The sequence below is a fragment of the Paenibacillus sp. Paensp38 genome (genome assembly GCF_059491915.1).
In genome coordinates this window covers 5,059,818-5,081,093 of sequence record NZ_CP168516.1, presented here as the reverse complement: position 1 = coordinate 5,081,093, position 21,276 = coordinate 5,059,818, and the positions used below count along the sequence as shown (strand labels likewise).

Annotated in this window: 24 protein-coding genes and 1 tRNA gene; 3 read left to right on the top strand and 22 right to left on the bottom strand. The window is 44.9% G+C overall.

Annotated elements, in window-relative coordinates; genetic code table 11:
• Position 1: 1 nt before the first annotated feature.
• The 15 genes from rplI to rpsF all read right to left on the bottom strand — a co-directional run bounded on the left by rplI (position 2) and on the right by rpsF (position 13,964).
• On the bottom strand, positions 2 to 445 hold the full coding sequence (rplI, locus tag ACEN8J_RS22485; RefSeq protein ID WP_013312788.1) for a 50S ribosomal protein L9: 444 nt from the start codon (positions 443 to 445) through the stop codon (positions 2 to 4).
• Positions 442 to 2,430, bottom strand: coding sequence for a DHH family phosphoesterase (locus ACEN8J_RS22480; RefSeq protein ID WP_209950127.1), 1,989 nt, complete (start codon positions 2,428 to 2,430; stop codon positions 442 to 444). The genes rplI and ACEN8J_RS22480 overlap by 4 nt, the downstream gene beginning before the upstream one ends.
• A gap of 11 nt (positions 2,431 to 2,441) precedes the next feature.
• Positions 2,442 to 3,359, bottom strand: a complete 918-nt coding sequence (locus ACEN8J_RS22475) for a DUF2232 domain-containing protein (RefSeq protein ID WP_209950128.1) — start codon at positions 3,357 to 3,359, stop codon at positions 2,442 to 2,444.
• A 5-nt stretch (positions 3,360 to 3,364) separates the two neighbouring features.
• Positions 3,365 to 3,667, bottom strand: a complete 303-nt coding sequence (locus ACEN8J_RS22470; RefSeq protein WP_013312791.1) for a MazG-like family protein — start codon at positions 3,665 to 3,667, stop codon at positions 3,365 to 3,367.
• Positions 3,668 to 3,788: 121 nt separating this feature from the next.
• Complete coding sequence (locus ACEN8J_RS22465) at positions 3,789 to 4,217, bottom strand: CBS domain-containing protein (RefSeq protein WP_013312792.1); 429 nt, start codon at positions 4,215 to 4,217, stop codon at positions 3,789 to 3,791.
• A 45-nt stretch (positions 4,218 to 4,262) separates the two neighbouring features.
• A complete protein-coding gene (locus ACEN8J_RS22460) occupies positions 4,263 to 5,321 on the bottom strand; it encodes an LCP family protein (RefSeq protein WP_029518949.1) in 1,059 nt (352 codons plus the stop codon).
• 236 nt (positions 5,322 to 5,557) lie between these two features.
• Positions 5,558 to 6,499: a D-alanyl-D-alanine carboxypeptidase family protein gene (locus ACEN8J_RS22455; RefSeq protein ID WP_029518951.1), complete on the bottom strand. Its 942-nt coding sequence runs from the start codon at positions 6,497 to 6,499 to the stop codon at positions 5,558 to 5,560.
• 158 nt (positions 6,500 to 6,657) lie between these two features.
• Positions 6,658 to 7,623 carry an ABC transporter ATP-binding protein gene (locus ACEN8J_RS22450; RefSeq protein WP_029518952.1) on the bottom strand — a complete coding sequence of 322 codons (966 nt, stop codon included), beginning with the start codon at positions 7,621 to 7,623 and terminating at the stop codon, positions 6,658 to 6,660.
• Complete coding sequence (locus tag ACEN8J_RS22445) at positions 7,620 to 8,603, bottom strand: ABC transporter ATP-binding protein (protein WP_029518953.1); 984 nt, start codon at positions 8,601 to 8,603, stop codon at positions 7,620 to 7,622. The genes ACEN8J_RS22450 and ACEN8J_RS22445 overlap by 4 nt, the downstream gene beginning before the upstream one ends.
• A 13-nt stretch (positions 8,604 to 8,616) precedes the next feature.
• Entirely contained in the window at positions 8,617 to 9,540 is a 924-nt protein-coding gene (gene opp4C / locus ACEN8J_RS22440) for an oligopeptide ABC transporter permease (RefSeq protein ID WP_029518954.1), read from the bottom strand.
• Positions 9,541 to 9,551: 11 nt separating this feature from the next.
• The gene (locus ACEN8J_RS22435) at positions 9,552 to 10,514 is read right to left on the bottom strand and encodes an ABC transporter permease (protein ID WP_023991143.1); all 963 of its coding nucleotides are present in this window, start codon (positions 10,512 to 10,514) and stop codon (positions 9,552 to 9,554) included.
• A gap of 68 nt (positions 10,515 to 10,582) precedes the next feature.
• A complete protein-coding gene (locus ACEN8J_RS22430; protein WP_495593985.1) occupies positions 10,583 to 12,322 on the bottom strand; it encodes an ABC transporter substrate-binding protein in 1,740 nt (579 codons plus the stop codon).
• Between the two features lie 522 nt (positions 12,323 to 12,844).
• Entirely contained in the window at positions 12,845 to 13,117 is a 273-nt protein-coding gene (rpsR, locus tag ACEN8J_RS22425; RefSeq protein WP_013312800.1) for a 30S ribosomal protein S18, read from the bottom strand.
• A gap of 21 nt (positions 13,118 to 13,138) precedes the next feature.
• Entirely contained in the window at positions 13,139 to 13,630 is a 492-nt protein-coding gene (gene ssb / locus ACEN8J_RS22420; protein ID WP_013312801.1) for a single-stranded DNA-binding protein, read from the bottom strand.
• 49 nt (positions 13,631 to 13,679) lie between these two features.
• Positions 13,680 to 13,964, bottom strand: coding sequence for a 30S ribosomal protein S6 (gene rpsF / locus ACEN8J_RS22415; protein ID WP_013312802.1), 285 nt, complete (start codon positions 13,962 to 13,964; stop codon positions 13,680 to 13,682).
• A gap of 318 nt (positions 13,965 to 14,282) precedes the next feature.
• Between rpsF and ACEN8J_RS22410 the strand changes: the two genes are divergently transcribed.
• A complete protein-coding gene (locus tag ACEN8J_RS22410; RefSeq protein ID WP_029518958.1) occupies positions 14,283 to 14,477 on the top strand; it encodes a YjzC family protein in 195 nt (64 codons plus the stop codon).
• 366 nt (positions 14,478 to 14,843) lie between these two features.
• A complete protein-coding gene (locus ACEN8J_RS22405; RefSeq protein WP_029518959.1) occupies positions 14,844 to 15,161 on the top strand; it encodes a hypothetical protein in 318 nt (105 codons plus the stop codon).
• Positions 15,162 to 15,381: 220 nt separating this feature from the next.
• Here the strand turns inward: ACEN8J_RS22405 and ACEN8J_RS22400 are convergent.
• From ACEN8J_RS22400 to ACEN8J_RS22390, 3 genes are all read right to left on the bottom strand, one after another.
• Positions 15,382 to 15,472, bottom strand: a tRNA-Ser gene (locus ACEN8J_RS22400).
• A 77-nt stretch (positions 15,473 to 15,549) separates the two neighbouring features.
• Positions 15,550 to 15,774, bottom strand: a complete 225-nt coding sequence (locus ACEN8J_RS22395; RefSeq protein WP_025723137.1) for a DUF951 domain-containing protein — start codon at positions 15,772 to 15,774, stop codon at positions 15,550 to 15,552.
• Positions 15,764 to 16,714, bottom strand: coding sequence for a mechanosensitive ion channel family protein (locus ACEN8J_RS22390; RefSeq protein ID WP_495593984.1), 951 nt, complete (start codon positions 16,712 to 16,714; stop codon positions 15,764 to 15,766). Before ACEN8J_RS22390 ends, ACEN8J_RS22395 begins: the two co-directional genes overlap by 11 nt.
• A 274-nt stretch (positions 16,715 to 16,988) precedes the next feature.
• Between ACEN8J_RS22390 and yyaC the strand changes: the two genes are divergently transcribed.
• Complete coding sequence (gene yyaC / locus ACEN8J_RS22385; RefSeq protein WP_250241387.1) at positions 16,989 to 17,594, top strand: spore protease YyaC; 606 nt, start codon at positions 16,989 to 16,991, stop codon at positions 17,592 to 17,594.
• On the opposite strand, the gene ACEN8J_RS22380 is transcribed toward yyaC, so the two are convergent.
• The 4 genes from ACEN8J_RS22380 to noc all read right to left on the bottom strand — a co-directional run bounded on the left by ACEN8J_RS22380 (position 17,548) and on the right by noc (position 20,869).
• The gene (locus tag ACEN8J_RS22380) at positions 17,548 to 18,069 is read right to left on the bottom strand and encodes a DUF4446 family protein (protein ID WP_495593983.1); all 522 of its coding nucleotides are present in this window, start codon (positions 18,067 to 18,069) and stop codon (positions 17,548 to 17,550) included. The two genes, yyaC and ACEN8J_RS22380, sit on opposite strands and share 47 nt — an antisense overlap.
• A 198-nt stretch (positions 18,070 to 18,267) precedes the next feature.
• Positions 18,268 to 19,110: a ParB/RepB/Spo0J family partition protein gene (locus ACEN8J_RS22375; RefSeq protein WP_029518964.1), complete on the bottom strand. Its 843-nt coding sequence runs from the start codon at positions 19,108 to 19,110 to the stop codon at positions 18,268 to 18,270.
• Positions 19,103 to 19,864 (bottom strand): ParA family protein, encoded by a 762-nt coding sequence (locus ACEN8J_RS22370; RefSeq protein ID WP_023991152.1) that lies wholly within the window; start codon positions 19,862 to 19,864, stop codon positions 19,103 to 19,105. Before ACEN8J_RS22370 ends, ACEN8J_RS22375 begins: the two co-directional genes overlap by 8 nt.
• A 186-nt stretch (positions 19,865 to 20,050) precedes the next feature.
• Positions 20,051 to 20,869: a nucleoid occlusion protein gene (gene noc / locus ACEN8J_RS22365; protein WP_029518966.1), complete on the bottom strand. Its 819-nt coding sequence runs from the start codon at positions 20,867 to 20,869 to the stop codon at positions 20,051 to 20,053.
• Between the last annotated feature and the right edge of the window lie 407 nt (positions 20,870 to 21,276).

The following is a 21,276-nucleotide window of genomic DNA, read 5'->3' as shown; positions in this document are numbered from 1 at the left end:
ATTATTCTTCAGTCACCTGTACTTTCAGCGTAGCTTTGACCTCAGGATGAAGCTTAACGGTCATTTGAGTCACGCCCAACGTACGAATCGGTTCTTCCAGCTCAATTTTGCGTTTGTCCAGCTTGATACCAGTTTTAGCTACTGCCTCCGCGATTTGCTTGCTTGTAATCGCGCCGAACAGTCGTCCACCTTCACCAGCCTTCGCCTTGAGCTGAACCGTTGTCTCTTCCAGCTTTTTGCCGAGCGCTTGCGCCTCTTCCTTTTCCTCTTGCTTGCGCTTTTCCTCAGCAGCATTCTGGTTTTCCAGCGTCTTCATATTTCCTTCTGTCGCTGGACGGGCAACACCACGCGGCAACAGGAAATTCGCTGCATAACCGTCCGACACTTCCTTAATTTGCCCCTTCTTGCCTTGGCCCTTCATATCTTTAATGAATATCACTTTCATTCAAATAACCCCTCTTCCCCATCAATTTCGGCCAGCACGTCGACCACTCTGCGCTTAGCTTCCTCCAGCGGGCAATCCAGCTGAACCGCCGCATTCGTCAGATGTCCTCCGCCGCCTAGCCGTTCCATGACGACCTGTACGTTCATGCGTCCGAGTGAACGGGCGCTGATCCCCACCAGGCCGTCAGGACGTTCACTGACCACAAAGGAGGCCAGTACATCCGTCATATTGAGTAATGAATCCGCCACCTGAGCAATCAGGAGCTGCGGTATTTTCTGTCCGGGCTCAGTTACCGCAATTGCGATATGCCCATATATCATTTTAGCATGCTTAATAATTTCCGCCTTAGCAATATATTCATCCAAGTCCTCTTTTAACATGCGCTGGATCATAACTGTATCTGCTCCGCTACGCCGTAAAAAGCCGGCTGCCTCGAATGTACGCGAGCCTGTATGCAGGGAAAAATGCTTGGTATCCACCGTAATCCCTGCCAGCAGTGATGTTGCCTCCAGCGGTGTCAGTTGGACCTTCTCATGAATATATTGCAGCAGCTCGGTCACCAGCTCACAGGCCGATGACGCATAGGGCTCCAAGTAGATCAGAACCGAATCGTTAATAAATTCCTCGCCCCGACGATGATGGTCAACAACAACCACCCGACTAGCTGTCTGCACCAGACGCGGCTCAATCGTCATGGAGGCCTTGTGCGTGTCCACCACGACCAGCAGACTGTGCTCAGTCATCAGCTGGAGCGACTGCTCTGGTGTCATGAGCGCTTGCGATAGATTCTCATCCTTGTTTACCTGCTCCATCATTCGGTCGATAGACGGATTGGATTTATCGAGTACGATATGTGCCTCTACATTGTAAAGTGCCGCAGCCTTCCACACACCGATGGCAGCTCCCACCGCATCCATGTCCGGTATTTTGTGTCCCATGATCAGCACGCGGTCGCTCTCCTGCATCAGATCACGCAACGCATGTGCAATCACTCGGGCACGTACTCTGGTACGCTTCTCGACAGCATTGGACTTGCCTCCGTAAAAGGACAGGCGTTGTCCCGCCTTCACTGCTGCCTGATCGCCCCCACGTCCAAGCGCCATATCCAGACTGGATTGGGCCAGCTCGCCTAGCTCCTTGATGCTCTCTGCACCGAAGGACAAGCCAATACTCAGTGTCATCGGTACTTTCAAATCCGCCGTCATTTCCCTTACGGTATCCAGAATGACGAATCGACTCTGCTCCAGCTCCTGAAGTGCTTTATGGTTTAGCATAATGAGATAACGCTCAGAAGATAATCGACGCAAATAAATATTGTACTGATTAGCCCAGGATGTAATCTCACTTGACACCTTCGCAATAAGCGCGGTGCGTTGCTGATCGTCCATCCCCTGAGCAGCCTCGTCCATATTATCGAGCATGACGATACCGAGCGCCAATCGCTCGTTTTCATACTGCTTGCGTAGCACCGCCAACTCCGTGACTTCATACAAATATATCAGACGCTCATCGGGCACGATCAGAAACTGATAATGACGCTCATCATGCTGTAGCTCCACCTTCAGCTCACGAGCAGGCTCCTTTGTTTCCTTTTTGGTGCTTAGGGCACCTGCGAGTTGAGGAAACAAATCATGAAGAGACTCACCAATCAGCGATTGCTCCTCAAACATCTCCCCGGCAAACCGATTGTGCCATTCTACCGTTCGATTTTCACTGTATAAAATGATGCCGAACGGCAATGTGCTAATCGCTTCCCCTTCCACCCGCTTGATCCGGAAGGAAAGACCGCTGATATATTGATTCAGTTCCCGACGAAAATCCAATTCCGTCTTCAGCATCAGCCCGCCGAGCAAGAATGACAGCAACAGTCCTATCACACCCAGTTCCCAGTTGTACATGGAAATACATATGACAAGGACCAGCAGCAGCAAAAACGCCCAGACCGTCTGATAGCCGTGCCAGCGTTTTTGTAGAAATTTAGGCATGACTGTTCACCCTATTTCTTTGATCTTGTAATAGCTTCACGCAGCGGAAAGGCCAAATCAATAATACCTATAATGCGGAGCGGCTGGAACACCAGAACGACGAGCGACAGCAGCAACGCAATCACCGGGCTCATTTTACGGCTATGCGTCCAGAAGTATACAAAACCAATTGTCTGGATAATAAAACATGCATGAATCAGCGGCAGCATACTAATGGAGACCATTTGAATCCAGCCGCTATCGGAAGACCCTGCTATCCATTCAATTACAATTGCCAGCAGATAATACCAGATCAGCGCGCGCGGTAGCCTCCACTCGCGGGCAGGCTTCATTTTGCGTACTGGTACATCGAGACTGCTCAATGCCGGACGTGCCAAAGCATGCGTAATCACTGCCAATATGAACGAGGTCACGATCAGCACATACGGAATTTTTCCAATCAGCATTGTGCCGAGTTTCTGCGTATCCTCTGCCGTCCAATTCATGTTTGAAAACATCGGATTAGCACTCAAAACCTGCTGTACAATACTTGCCGATATCGCAGCCTGATCACGAAGATACTGTGCAAGATCAAACCCAAAGGAATACGTGGCGATAAACAGAACAACCAACAACTCGGCTAAAATAATGCCCATTCCGGTCATCAACGCCTGAAAAGCAGGTCCTCCCTTTTTATATATCCGTCCCATCATGATTGAAGGAATCAGAAAATAAATCGCAGGGAGCAGCGAATACACATCGAGTAGCGCTATAATGAGCAGCACCGGTATGACGTGGACCAGAAATCCTTTGAAAGGCAGCGATGAAAACAATACAGCGCCAGGCACAATCAGTAAAAATACGGTAATGATTCTTAATGGTGTCAATAGAGTCAGCAGCAGAAGCAAATAAATGACGCTCCATGCTACAGTTGCCAAGCGGAATTTCAACGTTTTCACCTCTTACGCATATGTTCTTCCAGTGCGGAAATGTCCTGATACCAATCCTCCAGCTGGTGTCCTTCTTTTCTGTGCTTTCTTAGCTTGTCGATGAGTAGATCATCCAATTCACGGTAAGACACTCCAAGGCGCCTCCCCAAAATATAACTGCTCATCACTAAGCTCGCCAAGCAATCACCAATGCGGGCTGTACTGCCTTCCCACATTGCCTTAAACAAACGGGAGACTTGGTCCAGCACCTCTGTTTTAAGCCATTCAATAACCTTGGCTCGTTTAACTACATCCATTTCTTTAGGCATATGATGAAGAGTCACACCCCTCTGAAAAAGCTTTATTCTCCATTATAGCATATCCTATTCTGAAAATAACTGTTACCCCATAGGGTAAATTGTTATTTTCGGAGCAGCTTTGTTGCTTATTTTAGCTTGAAGTATTAAGCGATTCTCTGGATACAAATTTTTCACAATACTCAATAATCTGGCTCCGACGTACAATGCCAATAAACCGTTCCATATCATCTACAACGGGCACAAAGTTCTGTACCTTAGCCAAATTGATTAAATCCTCCATGTTAGCATCAATGGACACGGGCTTCATCGTAACCCGCAACGGAACGTCCTTAAGCATAAACTTAGAAGCGTTTTCAAAGGTGATTTTCCCCTCGGACTCTTTCATATGCCACAACAGATCACCTTCTGTAACCGTACCTGTATATCTACCTTCCTTATCTAAAATAGGAACCGCTGTAAAACGGTGATATTCCATCCGTTCCAACGTTTGCCGTAAAGTAGCATCCGCCGTTACACAAGCAACTTCCTGTTTGGGAAGCAAGAAAAAAGCGATATTCATGAGAAACGAATCCCCCTCAAAATCAAATATAAATCAATTGATTATTCACTGAATGTCCTGCTTGTCGGGAAGCCTCAGCGTCTGCGGGGTTGTATCGGAATCTAGCCAGTTGGCAATTATGAGTCTGGCATATTCAAGTTCCTGTTCATTAGCCCGGTCATAATACAGGCCCTTCTTCTTGAACCCTTCCCCCGTAATCGTAAAACTTGAAATTTGCGGATTCCCCTGTGAAATAGCCTGCTTGCCAAGCCCAGTAATAAAAGTAGGTTCCATGTCGGTTTTGAAATTGGCTCCCATAATATCGAGCAACTCTGGAATCTTGGTAATTCCGTTGATATTCAGCAGCTTATCCGCCATAGCGTTCAGGAAAATTTGCTGCCGTTTGGTACGATTGAAGTCGCTATCTTCCCGATATCTAACATAATACATGGCTTCCTCACCATTATAAAGCGGCTTGCCCGCCTCAATACGGAACTTGATATGCAGCGGATTCTTATTCTCAATGGGCTTGTCGATTGGAAGCACAACTCCACCCACTGCATTCACCGCATCCTGAATACCCTGGAAATTAATCGTAGCATAATAATCGGCCTTATGCTCCATCAACTTCTCTACTGTAGCCATGGACATATCTTCGCCTCCGAACGCATAAGCATGCCCCAACTTATCAAAATCATCCTCGCCATCGCGATTCGAATCATGTCCGGCAATCTGTACGTACGTATCCCTTGGAATGGAAACCAAAAGCACACGCGATTCCGCGGGCCGTACTACCGCATACATAACCGTATCCGAGCGACCACGCGCCTTTTCATTGGGCCTTTGATCCGTACCCAATAACAGCACCGAAAAAGGTTCCTTACGGTAAGCTACTGTCTCTTGCTGCTGCTGTTCCCCGGATTGTCGGGGCTGATAGGATTTCTCCAGCTTGCTTTCCAACGTCGGTGATACAAACCAGTCAAAAGCCACCAGTGTCAGCTGTTTGCGGAACAGGTAGCCTCCCAATGCAATCAAAAGTAAAACAATACATGAAATATATAGAGCGGTAAACCTCTTTTTCTTTTTGGTCTTTCCACGGGTCCTTCTCCTATGTCTTCTCTCCATAACCGGTACCTTCCTTCTTTCCGTCACAAATCCCATCTCTTCATTAAACCAAATTGGTCCCACATGAAGCTGAAACTTCCCCTCAAAGCATAAAAGGTCTACTACCTTGTTGTCAAAAGTGTCATGGCGTGGTCAGCTCCTCGAATTCATACCAAAAAAGGCTTCGACCTCACGGTCAAAGCCCCAATTCATGTTTATATCCGTATCCTATGTAGCTTTCAAAGTCATTTTTTGCCTTAATGTGGAGCCAGTTTCACTAAATTTTGCAGTCTCACCGGGAAAGAAGTCGACAGGGAAAAACCATAATCGAACAACTTCCGTGTCTGCTCAAAACGCTCTTCCTTGCTCGGTGCACCCAGCACCACAGCAACTAGCCGTCTTCCATGCTGCTCAGCGGTACCCGTGAAGCAGTATCCAGCATCGCTTGTGTACCCTGCTTTCAGTCCGTCTGTTCCTGCGTAAGAGTACGGTCCAGCCAAGGAAGGCAGCATCCAGTTCGTATTACTAATGTAGATGCCTTTATCCTTCAACTCCATCTGCGTACGGCTGGACGTTCTCAAAATCTCCGGGTGTGACGTAATTAAATAGGAGGCCAACTTCGCCGTGTCGCTTGCTGTCATTTTCGTTTCGCCCCGAATATCCTCAGGGTGATTGGGCCCCAATTCACTCTGACCTGCCCCCGAGGCATTGCTGAAGCGACTATCGGATGACAACCCTATTTGGGCAGCTTTTCCATTCATACGCTTCACAAAAGCTGATTCATTCCCTGCTGAACGCTCGGCTAACGCGACAGCGGCATCATTCGCTGAATACACAACCATACTCTGGAACAACTCGGATACGGTCATCCTTTCACCATACCGAAGAGATAGATTTACACCACCCACCGTACTCGCGTAACGGCTAATTCGCACTTCATCATTCCAACCTAACCGTCCGGCCCGAATATCCTCCAGCACCAATAGCTCGGTCATGAGCTTGGACATATTTGCGGAAGGCATAGGTGTATCACCGTTCACATCCATCAGCAATTCCCCAGTATGCATGTCCATCAGCACCGCTGCCTCTGCATCCACATTCGGCTTTCCGATCAACAGGCGGGGTCCAAGTGTAATAAAAATCAATATAATAAGTAACGGGACGACAATAGCCCAACGTATCCAGTGTTTTTTCATCATCGTAATAACCTCCATACTCTATTAGACGATGAAAAATCCATTTTGTCTGCAATTTTTCGAAAAAAAGATACAATTTTTTTACCTTTTTTATTCCACGCCAAAATATCCGTCAATCCTGCTTTCAGGATGACGGATATTTTGCTTCCTAATTATATGTTTTAGGCAAAGTGACAGGCTACGAAATGGTGATCGCCCGCATCTCGATATACTGGAGTCTCTGTTTTACAACGCGCTTCTGCCATAGGACAACGTGTATGAAACTTGCATCCTGAAGGCGGATTGGCCGGAGATGGGATGTCTCCTTTCAACACAATCCGTTGTCTCTTGATCGTGGGATCGGGAATCGGTACTGCCGATAGCAGCGCCTTCGTGTACGGATGAAGTGGATTACTGAACAGTTCCTCCTTGGAGGAAAGCTCTACCATTGAACCCAGATACATCACACCAATCCGGCTACAAAGATGCTCGACTACACTTAGATCATGCGAGATGAACAGATAGGTCAATTGGCGTTCCTGCTGCAAATCACTTAACAAATTAATGATCTGGGCCTGAATAGACACATCCAGAGCAGATACCGGCTCGTCAGCCACAATAAAATCAGGATTCAAAATCAAAGCCCGTGCAATCCCGATCCGCTGACGCTGACCGCCAGAGAACTCATGCGGATACCGATCATAGTGATACGAGGACAGCCCGCAAATGTTCAGCGTTTCATTGACCTTCTTCCGCAGCTCTCTACGATCAATCAACCCGTGGTCCAGCAACGCCTCTCCAATGGCTTCACCGACCTTAATTCTCGGATTCAGTGAGCTAAAAGGGTCCTGAAAGACGATTTGCAACTTCGGACGAAGCGCACGAATCTGCTCTTTGTTTAACGCATGCAAGTCTTCACCTTTATATCGTACCGATCCCTCTGTCTTATCCATCAATCTGAGAATTGTTCGTCCAATCGTACTTTTGCCGCAACCCGATTCTCCTACCAGACCGAAGGATTCACCCTTATGAATGTTAAAGGATACATCATCGACTGCTTTCACATGTCCGACAGTACGCTGAAAAATCCCGCCTGTGATCGGGAAATACTTTTTCAGCCCTTCCACTTGAATCAAAGGCTCGCTCATATCCGTTGCCCTCCTTCTTTCTCATATAGCCAGCAGGCAACCTTATGACCATTCTCCTTTTCATTCAAGGGAGGAGCCTGATCCTTGCAAATTTGCATACAATGGGAGCACCGATCATGAAAATGACAATTTTCTCCCAGCTCAATCGGGTTTGGAACCTGTCCTGGAATGGAATACAGTCGATCCATTTTCTGATTAATGACGGGCTTCGCTTTTAATAAGCCTTGAGTATATGGATGTTGTGGATTTTTAAATAGCTCAATAACAGGAGCCTCTTCAATAACGTTTCCAGCATACATAACAACCACATAATCAGCCATTTCTGCCACGACGCCCAAGTCGTGCGTGATGAGCATAATGGACGTTTTAAGCTTATCCTTCAAATCCCGCATTAAATCCAGAATCTGAGCCTGAATCGTAACATCCAGTGCCGTTGTCGGTTCATCGGCAATCAATAGCTTCGGATTACAGCTTAATGCGATGGCAATCATGATCCGCTGGCGCATACCGCCACTCAATTCATGAGGATAGGAATGAAATATTTCTTCCGATCGTGAAATCCCCACCAGGTTAATCAGCTCAATTGCCCGAGCATGTGCTTCTTTTTTACTCATTAATGTATGCATCAGCAATGGCTCCGTGATCTGTTCCCCAATCGTAAGCACGGGATTCAGAGAAGACATGGGCTCCTGAAAAATAATCGAAATGTCATTGCCGCGAATCTGCTGCATTTGACCTTTATTAAGCGTTAAGAGGTTTTTGCCCTCAAACCAGATTTCACCGTCTGAGGTGTGGGGAGAATCAATCAGCCGCATCATCGTCATCGCTGTTACACTCTTACCGCAGCCAGATTCCCCTACCACACAGAGCGTTTCACCCTCACGAATTTTAAAACTGACGTCATTGACCGCTTTGACAGTTCCGCTAGAGGTATGAAAGTGGGTTTTCAGGTTACGAAATTCAATCAAAGCATTTTTCATAAACGTTCGTCTCCTACTTCTTCATTTTAGGGTCTAGTGCGTCACGCAAACCGTCGCCAATCAGGTTAATCGCTACAACTGTAATGAGAATACACATTCCCGGTGGAACCCATATCCAAGGCCGTTTGCGGAAGTCAATTAGGTTATTCGCAGCCGATATCATATTCCCCCACGAAGGTGTGGGCGGCACAACACCGATTCCCAAGTAGCTGAGCGCAGATTCTGTAATAATCGCACCCGCTACTCCAAGCGTAGCCGTAACAATAATGGTAGGAATCGTGTTCGGCAGCAAATGCCGGAATATTTTGCGACGGTCTCTCAAGCCTAGCGCTTCCGTCGCCTGCATGAACTCCTGTTCACGCAGCGTAAGAATCTGCCCTCTGACCAGACGGGACAAGCTAGTCCAGCTCAGGACCCCGATAATGAGCATCAGAAAATAAATGCGATTCGACGGATCGACCTTCAAATCCGACAGAACAGCACCTAAAATAATAAGCAGCGGTAATGTAGGGAGTGCCATGAAAATATCGGCAATCCGCATAATAACCGTATCCACGCCTTTACGATAAAACCCTGCCAGCGCACCCAGCGTTGCGCCGATCATGACCGAAATAAACGTGGCGACCAGCCCTACCGTCAAGGAAATACGGCCAGCCAGCATTGTTCGCAGCAAAATATCTCTACCAAACTTATCCGTACCGAGCCAGTACTTAGCATTAGGCGATAAATTTTTGTCAGCTAGCCTGTAATCATCTAAATGATAAGGTGAAATCATCGGTCCAAAACTACAAATGACAACCATCAGAATTAATATAACGAGACCAGCCAAAGCCAGACGGTTTTGGTTAAAACGGCGAACGGCGATTCTCCATGGAGACGCTTCAGGACGGATCGCCGCCTTTTGATTCGTTTCAATCGTGACTGTTTCTGCGGACAATAGTATCCCTCCTACTTCAAGCGAATTCTTGGATCTGCCATGCCATACAATACATCAGAGAGCAAATTACCGATAAGCGTAAGTAACGCTAAGAAAATCGTGAAGCCCAACATAAACGGATAATCCCGCATACTAATCGACTCCAGATAAACCTGACCCACACCTGGCCACACAAATACCTTCTCCAGAATCATCGCTCCACCAAATAAGGCCGGAAGCTCGAAGCCGAGTAGTGTGATGGCTGGAATCAGTGCATTGCGCAGTGCGTGCTTGAAAATAACTGTCCGTTCCTTCAAGCCTTTGGCGCGTGCGGTACGAATATAATCCTGACGAATGACCTCCAACATGCCTGTACGGAAATACCGGGTCAGGCTTCCTGTGCTCAGCATCGTAAGTACGAGTGTCGGCAGGAACATATGCTTGAGAACATCCACCATATAAGCCCATGAGCCTGGCTCCATCCCTGCTGTGGTCATGCCCCCAACCGGGAGAATTCCCCACTCCAGGGCAAATATTTTGATGACCAATAGACCAATAAAAAATGAAGGCAGCGACATACATAAGAAAATAAATAATGTGACAAACTTATCGAATAACGAATATTGGAACTTGGCTGAAAATACCCCTGCAATAACCGCAATCAACCAGCTGAAAATAAGACTAAAAAAAGCGATAATAAATGAGTTCCATACATAATTGCCAATGACCTTCGTTACCGGCTGCTTATGCTGCAATGAATCCCCCATATTCCCCTTTAACATATTACCGGCCCATATAAAATAGCGTTGGTATTCCGGTTTATCCAGCCCGTAGATATGTCGTAGCTGCTGCGCCTTTTCGGCCGTCATATTCGGGTTCTGCTTGGCTGTAATATAATCACCCGGCACCATGGCTGAAATCGCAAACACGATAATGGATATGCCAATAAGTGTGGGGATGAGTTGCAGCAGTCTTCGAATAATGTACTGCTTCATATTCATTCCTCCAGACGAATAAAGTGATATGCCCAGCTCGTGAGAGCTGAGCATACGATTGGCAACCCTTATTGAGCGATCTGAGCGTTATGCAGAGTGAATTCAAAATCTTTGTATGGCGTAATTTCTAAGCCGGTTACACGTCCATTAACTGGCCACATATCTCTGCGTTGATACATAAAAATAGTTGGCAGATCCTTGTTCAACTCTTGATAGAGCTGTTTGTAAATCTGTTTCCGTTTCTCTTGATCCATCTCATGCTTACCAGCAAGCGTTAGTTCATCGACTTTCTTATTGGAATAGCCGATATCATTTTGTGCACCATTCGTAATAAAAGTCGTTGTATCCGGGTCTGGAGTTAAGCCCCAAGCCGCAAAGAACATATCGAACTTGCCCGTATCCTTCTTATCCATAATGGCATTAAAATCTAGAGTTTCGGACGTCAACTTAATGCCCAGTTCCTTGTAGTTATTGGACATGATCGGCAGCAAGGCCTCTACTACTGGATTATCAGCAGTTGCAGAGAAGTTAATGGTCAGCTTTTCGCCGTCCTTTTCACGGATTCCGTCAGCACCAACCTTCCAGCCTGCTTCATCCAGCAAAGCCTTCGCCTTAGCTGTATCAAATTCATATTTGTTGATACCTTCATCCGTATAAGACCAAGATTCTGTAGATTGTGGAATGTTAATAACATTCGCATATGGACCATATACACCCTGCACAATCTCCTTGCGGTTTAACCCAATAGTTAAAGCCTGACGTACTTTAGGGTCCTGAAATTTCTTTTCCTTGTGATTAAACGCTATATATCCATAGCCATTTGTCGGCATAATATTCACGTCCAAGAAGCCTAGAGCCTTTAATTCCTCTACATTGTCTTCCGTAACTGTGATGTTGTCCATGTCCGTTTCGCCCGTTTGCAGCATAGACAGGTTCGTTTCTTCTGTTGTTGTTTTAAAAATAACTGATTTCACCTTTGGTGCGCCCTTGAAGTAGTTTGGATTCGCTTCAAGAACGACTTGCTGACCCGGAGAGAAGCTTTTCAGCACATACTGCCCGGAACCGATTGGTTTATTATTAAGCGCCTTGATGCTGTCCAGGTTACCCTTTTTGAATCCTTTTCCATAATAAGCTTCTGGCATAAAGTATTGCTCACCCAGAAAATCCTTTGTATACGCTGTTGCTTCTGTAACCGTTACCTCTACCGTGTTATCATCAATGACCTTGATACCCGAGATATCATTCGCCTTGCCATCGTGATATTCTTTACCGCCTTTAATCTTAAAAGATAAAACATCCGTTTCTCCATCATAATTCGGATCATGCAGTACCTTGAGGACAAAAGCATAATCCTTCACGGTTACTGGCGTGCCATCACTATACTTCACACCTGGTTTCAGATGGAATGTATATTTTAGACCATCCGGCGATACATCAACCTTGTCAGCCAAACTATTTTCATATGTACCATCTGCCTTCACCTGTAAGAAGGAATCAAATACTGTTCTGACCACGTATAAATCATAAGTTGTTTGCCAGAATAGCGGGTTGAATACCCCTTTAGGTGATGTCATACCTACTACAATGTTATCTTTCCGATTCGTCGCTCCCGGAGGATTTTGCGACAGATCAGTCGCTTTAATAACGCCCTCTGTAACGGGTGCACTACCTTCATTTCCCTCTGTTTTATTATCCGCATTGCCTTGCTGTGGCTGTGCCTCATTAGCACCTCCGCTACATCCTGCAAACAGAACACCAACGATCGTAAGCACCATAAGCAAAGAAACCCATTTCTTCGTCTGCATCATCCTGTTAATCCCCCTTAGTCGGTTCTTTATTTAACAGCCTGTCTCATTCCTGCGGTGATTCGTTAAAGCTTGAGGTTTGAAAATGAAGTTGCACATCCTCCTTACTGTCCTAATAACGTAAACGCGTGTTTTAGACCTCTGGTCAATTTTGTGTACTAACAACCATTACATTTTTATTAAGGTTTATCTTAAGTGTAAAATAATATCACGTCAATATCTTTTTTTATGTAATATACAAATGCAAAACATCTATTTATGTAAAGTTTATGAATTTTACTTGTGGAAAATGACAAAAAACAGGACTCTATGTAATATAAAATAACATTTCAGAATGCCGAAATATTTACTCTGGCGAGTTGGGGAGCTTGCAATTTCACAAGCCATTAAAAGGTATACTATCGTTTATGGGTAAACATGGATTGTATTATTAGTAAGTTACAATAGATGGGACTTGTTGTCAATATAAAAAATCACGAAAAAAGACGCTCCCGGGATCGGGAACGTCTTTTTTTCCACCCACTACTATTCAGTAGTGTAAGGAAGCAATGCGATTTGACGGGAACGTTTAACAGCGATTGTCAACATACGTTGATATTTCGCACTTGTTCCAGTCACACGACGAGGAAGAATTTTTCCACGTTCGCTGATGAATTTTTTAAGCAGGTCTGTATCTTTATAGTCAATGTGAGTAATTTTGTTCACAGTGAAGAAACATACTTTACGACGTTTGTTGCGACCACCACGACGAGCTGGTCTTTTGTTATCGTCTCCGCCTTCTCTTTGTCTGAAGCCCATTCTTTGTCAGTCCTTTCCCAATTAAAATGGTAAATCATCATCCGAAATATCGATCGGTTTTCCGTCATCGGAAAAAGGATCCTGATTGTTTCGCGAGTTATTATTCCCGCGTCCACTATTGCTGTTACCGCCTCCGAAAGGAGACTCCTCACGCGCAGCTCCACCGCTATTGCCGCCACCGTTACCGCCATCGCGGTTAGATTCCAAGAAACGCACATTATCAGCTACAATTTCAGTCACGTATACACGTTTTCCTTCATTGTTCTCATAATTACGCACCTGAACACGGCCTTCAACAGCCGTTAAACGACCTTTGCGAAGATAGTTAGCGCATGTTTCAGCAAGCTGACGCCAGGTTACGATCGGCAAGAAATCCGCTTCCCGTTCGCCGCCTTGACTCGTAAACGGACGGTCTACAGCCAGGGTGAACTGGGTTACTGCTACACCAGACGGTGTATAGCGCAGCTCTGGATCTTTGGTCAAACGACCGATCAGAATGACACGGTTCAACAATCCAATCCCCTCCTTTGAGCGTTGTTCATTACATAATCACGTACAATAATTAAGCTACGTCGTTCGTAATGAGATAACGAATTACTTCGTCAGAAATTTTCATGATACGCTCAAGCTCAGTAACAACAGCAGGTTCTGCTGTGAAGTTTACCAGAACGAAAGAACCATCACGGAATTTCTTGATCTCATACGCAAGACGGCGTTTAGTTACATCGTGACTCGTAATTTCGCCACCGCCGTTAGAGATGATACCTTGGAATTTATCGACTGTCGCTTGAACAGCTTCTTGTTCAATGTCAGGACGAATAATATACATCGCTTCATATTTGCGCATTCTTTACACCTCCTTATGGACATAAGGCCCTCAATCTCAGTTGAGAGCAAGGAACGAGCCTAAACTCGCACTAAAACAGTTTACCAAATCCAACAACTGAATGCAACCTACAAATTCGAAACATAAGCCTAAAACAGCTAAATATACTGCATATCATTAGCTTTATACAATTTTATATAACATCAAAAATTTCGCATATATAAAGGAAATCATTTGATTCACTCACTATCTGTATACCCGGTTTCGCATGTTTCTGTTCAAGACAGCGCACAATAACCGTTGCAGTCCAAATTCATTTATCTAAGGAGGTGCCACCATATGGGTGAAAAGACTGAGTTCGAACCAGGGGATAACGTCCCAAACGACGGCGTATATATGGAGGTCGGAGAAAAAAGCTTCCATACTGAAATTCAAAACCCGCAACAAGTAACGCTGGAAAGAGGCGACTCTTTTCCGGAGACCACCAACCATAATCGCAAATGGAAGAAAAAAACGAAAGCTCGTGTCCACTAATGTATATTTCTTAGGAGTTCTGGCCATATTATGATTAGGCGATACAACAGAGAGGTGTGGTTCCGTTGGACGACGTAGCCGGACAAACTGTTAGGAGATCCATTCCGGGCATTAGAAGCGTTAGGTTTGTGTAAAAGGACACTGTCTTTTCGACACGGTATTGCTGGTCAGTACACCGAGTTTCATGATGTGATTGGACAGATCGTATCCTGTTAAAAATGTATCGCCTACGATGGAGGACCTTTGTGGTCCTCCTTTGTTGCATTATCGGACTTTTTGCATATCCTGGTAAAATGCAGATTAATTGAGCTCCTTCTGCTAGAATATATCCAAGTACAAAGACCTACTATCTACGGAGGTTTAAAGATGAGCTATTCTCGAATATTAAAGTGGATATCAGGTATATTCGAATTGGTGCTTGCCGTACCAATTGTGGGGGGAGCTATTGTCATGGGGACCGGCTACTCGGCTCTGGGATTTATGCTTATCCTGCATGCAGTAACACTTATCCTATCGTTACGCAATCAGGAGGCGATCTACGGCTCTGTATGGGGAGTACTCACTTCTTTGCTGGCCTGGATACCCTTTGTGGGCTGGGCTCTCCATTTGATTGCGGCGATCCTTCTGATGATCTCTGGCTCAAAAAAAACAAAACGTTATCATTACCCGCCTAACCAGCTATAACAAAAGAGTGCTCCTAACGGCAATAATTTCCCCGCTGTCAGGAGCATTTTTTTGTTATAACGCCTTATTCATCCCAATAGATTTGTAATCGTTTCTTCCTTTACCCTCATGGTTTATCTTAGTGCTTTTCACTTTATCACAATCTGTTGACCTTTTATTCCACAAACAAAAAATCCCCTACGTCACAGACGTAAGAGATTGGTTTATTTAATGAAGTTAGTGGCGGAAAGAGTGGGAGTCGAACCCACGCACGCCTTGCGACGCCTAACTGATTTCGAGTCAGCCCCCTTAGACCTCTTGGGTACCTTTCCGCAGCAAGGATAATTATATCATCATTGCAACTGTGACGCAAGCTGATTCTGGTTCATCGCCATTCATCTTTCTTGGCTCAATTTGCTTCTGTGTTTTGCTCGTCGGCGTTGGCCTTTGATCGCAGCACTTTCTTCATGTTTTTTTCGAACTTGGCACGCGGAATCAGCACACTATGCTGGCAACCGACACATTTGATTCGAATATCCATCCCCATGCGGATAATTTCCATTTCATTCGTTCCACACGGATGAGGCTTCTTCATCTGTACAATGTCCCCTAGTTCAAATGACTTACGCTCCACCCTTCTCTCCCCCTTTTCTTGCTTGTTCATCTTCTTTTTCTAGGGTTATCGCCGTCTCCAATGCCGCCTGACGATGCTCCTCATCCTCTAGAGCCTTCTTGATGTTATTCTGAATATCACGCTCTACCACGGCTCCTGTATTCGGCATACATTCTGCCACAACACGCACAATATACTCTGAGGTGGTCATGGACTGAACCCCTAACACATCCGGTATATTAAGTATCTGTACATTGGACTCTTCAATACCCTGGATTGCCTGTTTTACCAAACCAACTGCTTCCTCCAGGCTCCGCTCGGCCTTCATTGGCACATCCACTACTGCCAGCGCGTTGGACATCGAGAAGTTTGTTACCGTTGTAATTGAGCCATTCGGTAAAATGTACACCTCACCTTTCCAGCTCACCAGTCTGGTTGTACGCAGCCCGATCATTTCCACTGTACCCTTGAAAGTACCTGTCTGAATGACGTCTCCTACGGCAAATTGATCCTCAAAAATAATGAAAAATCCGGTAATTACATCCTTAACCAAGCTCTGTGCCCCAAAACCAACGGCCAATCCAAGCACTCCAGCTCCAGCAATCAGCGGGCCGAGATTAATGCCCATTTGCGATAGCACCAGCATAATTAAAATGAAATTAAATACAATATTGGTTACGTTTTTCAGTAATTCCCCAACAGTGGTTAACCGCCTTGTGTTCAATCGAAACCTGCCGTTATCTCCCTTTTGTTGCATTGACTTATCTATAATTTTATTAATAACTCGAATAAAGATACGTGTGATGATAAAAATAATCGCGATTTTCAAAATTACAAACAAAAAGGTCGACCACATCGCACTATCGGTAAGCCATTTCCATACAGCATCCTTCCAGTGAATTGCACCTTTCACTACGTCACCCGTGTCTAAATTATCGGTCAACCAATGTATAAAGGTCATGCTGTACTCCTCCTTAAACAAGGGAACTACTCTTCCTGCTTCCCGAATTCTATTTCCTACTATCAGGATTTTGCAAAATCCTCACTATATAAGCTTATCTACCGACTTCAAACATATGGCTATGAATATTCTACTTCCTGTGAGTATAAAAGCATAAGTTTATCCATATACTAGCTACTATCTTGAGCATAAATGTTACCCGCAGGCTAATTGTTATCTCAAGGTACTGCGAGCGTAACCTTCACACTCCACTACAGAGCGAAAGGAAGATTCCATGACTCATCCATCTGACTTCATTCCGGGGCAAGAACCCCTAAGTTTAAAAATATCACACACAGATCCCGGGATCCAATCAGCCATCATCCATCGTCTACTGTTCCATCTGCATCAGGCACCGAGTCTGCAAAATATCGTCATTATTTGCATCGGCACTGACCGTTCTACTGGAGATTGTCTGGGTCCGCTCGTAGGTACGCATTTATCACGCTACAAAAGCCCTCTGTTTAACCTATACGGTACATTAGAGGAGCCTGTACATGCCATGAACCTGCAAACGACACTGAACGGCATACAAGCCCGATATGAACAGCCTTATATCATTGGTATAGATGCATGTCTTGGACAAACCTCCAGCGTTGGATGCATTCAGGTTTCAGAAGGTCCTCTCAAGCCTGGAGCAGGTGTAAATAAAGAATTACCGCCGGTCGGCGATATCCATTTGACTGGTATCGTTAACGTCGGCGGCTTCATGGAATACTTCGTGCTGCAAAATACAAGACTAAATTTGGTAATGAAATTATCAGATATCATTGCTGGCAGCCTATACTCCGCGATTAAGGAGTGGCACTACCGTTCCGTCCTGCTTGCTGCGCAAGAGTGACGGCTTCTTTTTCTTCAGGTGATAAGGAATAGGTGGACTGTCCCGCTTCTAGAGGCTTGGCATACACATATGAGCCATCTCGGTTATAAATGCCGGTTAATACCATACCATCCTGATTGTCGTCTACAATAGCCAGAGAGAAGCTTAAATCGCTTCCTCTCTCACCAAAGGCATTATAGCGTTTGATGCCTATATGTCCCTTCAAGCCTGTCAGTTTACTACGTAGTGATTTCATACTTGCACGATGGGTTTCCTGCTCATCCTCAATCGTATCCATCTGTACCTTCAAATCAATCAACAGTGTTTCCAAATTCTCGACACCACTGCCTGCCATCATGGTTTCATACTTTCGCCGCATCTTCTTTAGCTTTGCACCCTGCACAATAATAACAATCAACAGGATGAGCAAAATAAGCACGATCCCTGCAACGATTCCGGCAAGCTGTTCCATGATTAGTCCATTCAATTCAGCCATATGCTTGCTTCTACTCCTCTACCCCAAAAATCATATTACTGCATACTTATATTTTATACGTTTGAGAACAGCGAAACAAATAACACAAGGCTATTAGTTTATCCATCAAAACCATTCTAATTCCTGCAATTCCAGACAAAGCAAAGACATATCTCACTTTCCATTTTGCTCAAGGAGACATGTCCATATTTCAACAAACTACTGTAATAGCTCCAGTAATCTTTCCAAATCCTGCTGACTGTAATAATTCAATTCAATTTTGCCTTTATCTTTATTGTGCTTGATCTTCACAGTTGTTTTAAAGCGTTCACGCAAGGACTCTTCCATATGGTCAATATAGGGGTCCTTTTTTCGTACCTTTGCTTTGGCTTTCGCCTCACCAGGCTTATGATCCAACTGCTGTACGGCTTCCTCCAGCTCGCGAACACTCCACTGCTGTTCAATACATTGTTGTGCTAACTGTTTCACCATGTCTGGATCTTTGAGGCCAACAATAGCTCTAGCATGTCCCATAGACAATGTTCCACGTGAAACATGATCTTTAACTTCTTCAGGTAATGCGAGCAAGCGAAGGAAATTGGCAATATGAGAGCGTGATTTCCCCACTTTCATGGACAACTCTTCCTGAGTTAAAGAAAACTGATCCATTAATCCCTGATAAGCTACTGCTACTTCCATAGCATTCAAATTCTCACGCTGCAAATTCTCAATCAGAGCAATCTCCATCACCTGCTGATCCGTAAAATTACGAACAACCACAGGTATCGTCGGATTCCCACAAAATTGAGATGCCCGAAATCGTCTTTCCCCGGCTATGATTTCATATCCTCGCAATACACTACGTGCAATAATAGGTTGGATAACACCGTGCTGACGAATGGACTCGGCTAATTCCTTAATGGACTCTTCATCAAACGTTTTGCGAGGCTGGTACGGGTTCGCACGCAACTGGCTCAGCGGAATGTCAACAACCTTATCCTCTTCATTGACCGTAAGGGAGGGAATGAGTGCATCAAGTCCTTTTCCCAACCGTTTACTCATAAGATACCACTTCCTTTGCCAACTCAATATATACCTCTGCCCCACGGGAACGGGGATCATACGTAATAATGGACTGGCCATGTGAAGGTGCTTCGCTGAGTCTCACATTGCGTGGAATAATCGTCTGATAAACCTTGCTTTGAAAATATTTTTTCACTTCTTCAATCACCTGTATACCCAAGTTCGTGCGAGCATCAAACATGGTTAACAACACACCTTCAATTTGCAATGAGGTGTTCAGATGTTTTTGCACTAATCGCACGGTATTCAACAATTGACTTAATCCTTCCAATGCGTAATATTCACACTGGATTGGGATAATGACTGAATCGGAAGCCGTCAATGAATTGAGCGTCAAAATACCCAGCGATGGTGGGCAATCAATTAGTATATAATCATAATTATGCTTAACGAGTTGAAGCGATCTTTTTAATCTCAACTCACGAGAAATAGTCGGCACCAGTTCAATTTCCGCGCCTGCTAACTGAATGGTTGCCGGAATTATATCTAATCCCTCAACCTGTGTACTGACAATAGCTTCGCTAGGATCAACCTCGTTAATGAGTACATCATAAATACAATTTGCCACATCCGCCTTATTGATACCCACACCGCTGGTTGTATTACCTTGCGGGTCGATATCCACGAGCAATACCCTTTTGCCGAGGGAAGCAAGTCCGGCGCCCAAATTAACGGAAGTAGTTGTTTTGCCTACTCCGCCCTTTTGATTGGCTACGGCTATTATTTTTGACACTTCATTCACCTCATAATTTAATCGGAATCCTGCTACACTCCATACCTGCAAAACGCTCTATGGAGACGTTACTTAGTCCTTATCTTAGGGATAACGGCAATTTCAGAATAGAATTGAGTATGCTGCGGTTTTATTCGGCGTTAGACAGAAAAAGCGGCAATTGCTGCCGCCTGTACGCTTCATCCCTTACTTACGTTTGGGAATTTGAATGACAATCTCATAGTGATCCTCATGATCAGATTCCTTGGTCTTGATATCCAAGCCTGAGCCAGACACCATATCAATGGATTGACGAATTGTATTCAGCGCAAGCCGGACATCCTTGGTAAAGGAAATCCGCTTCGATTTCTTATTAGTGGATACTTGTTTATAAAAGGCAACTCGTGCCTCTGTCTGCTTCACATTGAGTTCCTTGGCAATGACTTCATCTAAAACCTTGTACTGTAGTTCTTCAGTCTCTAATGACAATAATGCACGAGCATGACGCTCGGATACCTTCCGTTCCATTAGAGCCTCTTTCACTCTCTCCGGTAGATGAAGCAGCCGTATCTTGTTAGCAATAGTGGATTGGCTTTTGCCAAGTCGTTGAGCGAGGCTTTCCTGGGTGAGCTGATGTAGATCAATCAGCTTTTGGTAAGCTACAGCCTCTTCAATCGCAGTTAACCCTTCCCGTTGAAGATTTTCAATCAACGCGATGGATGCAGCTTGTGAATCATTAAACTCACGAACAATAGCTGGAATAGATTCCATACCCAGCTTGGTGACAGCTCTCCAACGACGTTCCCCTGCTATAATCTCATATTGCCCATTACGGAAACGAACGACAATCGGTTGAATTACACCATGCGTCTTAATGGTCTGGCATAGCTCATCAATCTTCTCGTCGTCAAATATGGTACGGGGCTGATAAGGACTGCTGACAATATCCCGAACTGGAATTTGTTTTATTTCGTCCCCAGTAGATCGCTCCGTCAAACCAAATAGCTTGGAAAATTGTTCTTTCATTCCGTATAATACCACCTAATTTCATAATAGCACCATACTAACAGCGCTTCGTGAAAAACAGTTCCTTACGCGGATCGTAGACCCTTCTATATGAAACAGCGCCGTAAGCGGGTACACTCCACGTACTCACCCGACATTTGTTGTCCCACTCCCCTATATGTATATCTGAATTCATGGGTATAGGAGCAGTCAACTTACATTAAAACGATTATCTCTATTCTATCACTTTTCCAGCCATAATCCTATCGTCTCTACCAGCTTTTCGGAAGGATCAGAGAATAAATTATGCATCCTCTTTGATCCCCAAATGTAAACAAGAACGCATGTTAGCAAAGAGGCTTTTATGTAAAGAGTCTATCAGCCATAAAAAAAGTGAATGTTTCACGTGAAACATTCACTTTCTTTCA

Coding starts and splice junctions, on each gene's coding strand:
- ACEN8J_RS22430 (WP_495593985.1), bottom strand. CDS start 12,322: ATGATGCAGACGAAGAAATGGGTTTCTTTGCTTATGGTGCTTACGATC.
- noc (WP_029518966.1), bottom strand. CDS start 20,869: ATGAAAGAACAATTTTCCAAGCTATTTGGTTTGACGGAGCGATCTACT.
- ACEN8J_RS22480 (WP_209950127.1), bottom strand. CDS start 2,430: ATGCCTAAATTTCTACAAAAACGCTGGCACGGCTATCAGACGGTCTGG.
- ACEN8J_RS22470 (WP_013312791.1), bottom strand. CDS start 3,667: ATGCCTAAAGAAATGGATGTAGTTAAACGAGCCAAGGTTATTGAATGG.
- ACEN8J_RS22460 (WP_029518949.1), bottom strand. CDS start 5,321: ATGGAGAGAAGACATAGGAGAAGGACCCGTGGAAAGACCAAAAAGAAA.
- rpsF (WP_013312802.1), bottom strand. CDS start 13,964: ATGCGCAAATATGAAGCGATGTATATTATTCGTCCTGACATTGAACAA.
- ACEN8J_RS22435 (WP_023991143.1), bottom strand. CDS start 10,514: ATGAAGCAGTACATTATTCGAAGACTGCTGCAACTCATCCCCACACTT.
- ACEN8J_RS22465 (WP_013312792.1), bottom strand. CDS start 4,217: ATGAATATCGCTTTTTTCTTGCTTCCCAAACAGGAAGTTGCTTGTGTA.
- yyaC (WP_250241387.1), top strand. CDS start 16,989: ATGACTCATCCATCTGACTTCATTCCGGGGCAAGAACCCCTAAGTTTA.
- ACEN8J_RS22405 (WP_029518959.1), top strand. CDS start 14,844: ATGAGCTATTCTCGAATATTAAAGTGGATATCAGGTATATTCGAATTG.
- ACEN8J_RS22375 (WP_029518964.1), bottom strand. CDS start 19,110: ATGAGTAAACGGTTGGGAAAAGGACTTGATGCACTCATTCCCTCCCTT.
- rplI (WP_013312788.1), bottom strand. CDS start 445: ATGAAAGTGATATTCATTAAAGATATGAAGGGCCAAGGCAAGAAGGGG.
- ACEN8J_RS22455 (WP_029518951.1), bottom strand. CDS start 6,499: ATGATGAAAAAACACTGGATACGTTGGGCTATTGTCGTCCCGTTACTT.
- rpsR (WP_013312800.1), bottom strand. CDS start 13,117: ATGGGCTTCAGACAAAGAGAAGGCGGAGACGATAACAAAAGACCAGCT.
- ACEN8J_RS22410 (WP_029518958.1), top strand. CDS start 14,283: ATGGGTGAAAAGACTGAGTTCGAACCAGGGGATAACGTCCCAAACGAC.
- ACEN8J_RS22445 (WP_029518953.1), bottom strand. CDS start 8,603: ATGAAAAATGCTTTGATTGAATTTCGTAACCTGAAAACCCACTTTCAT.
- ACEN8J_RS22380 (WP_495593983.1), bottom strand. CDS start 18,069: ATGGCTGAATTGAATGGACTAATCATGGAACAGCTTGCCGGAATCGTT.
- ACEN8J_RS22450 (WP_029518952.1), bottom strand. CDS start 7,623: ATGAGCGAGCCTTTGATTCAAGTGGAAGGGCTGAAAAAGTATTTCCCG.
- ACEN8J_RS22390 (WP_495593984.1), bottom strand. CDS start 16,714: ATGACCTTTATACATTGGTTGACCGATAATTTAGACACGGGTGACGTA.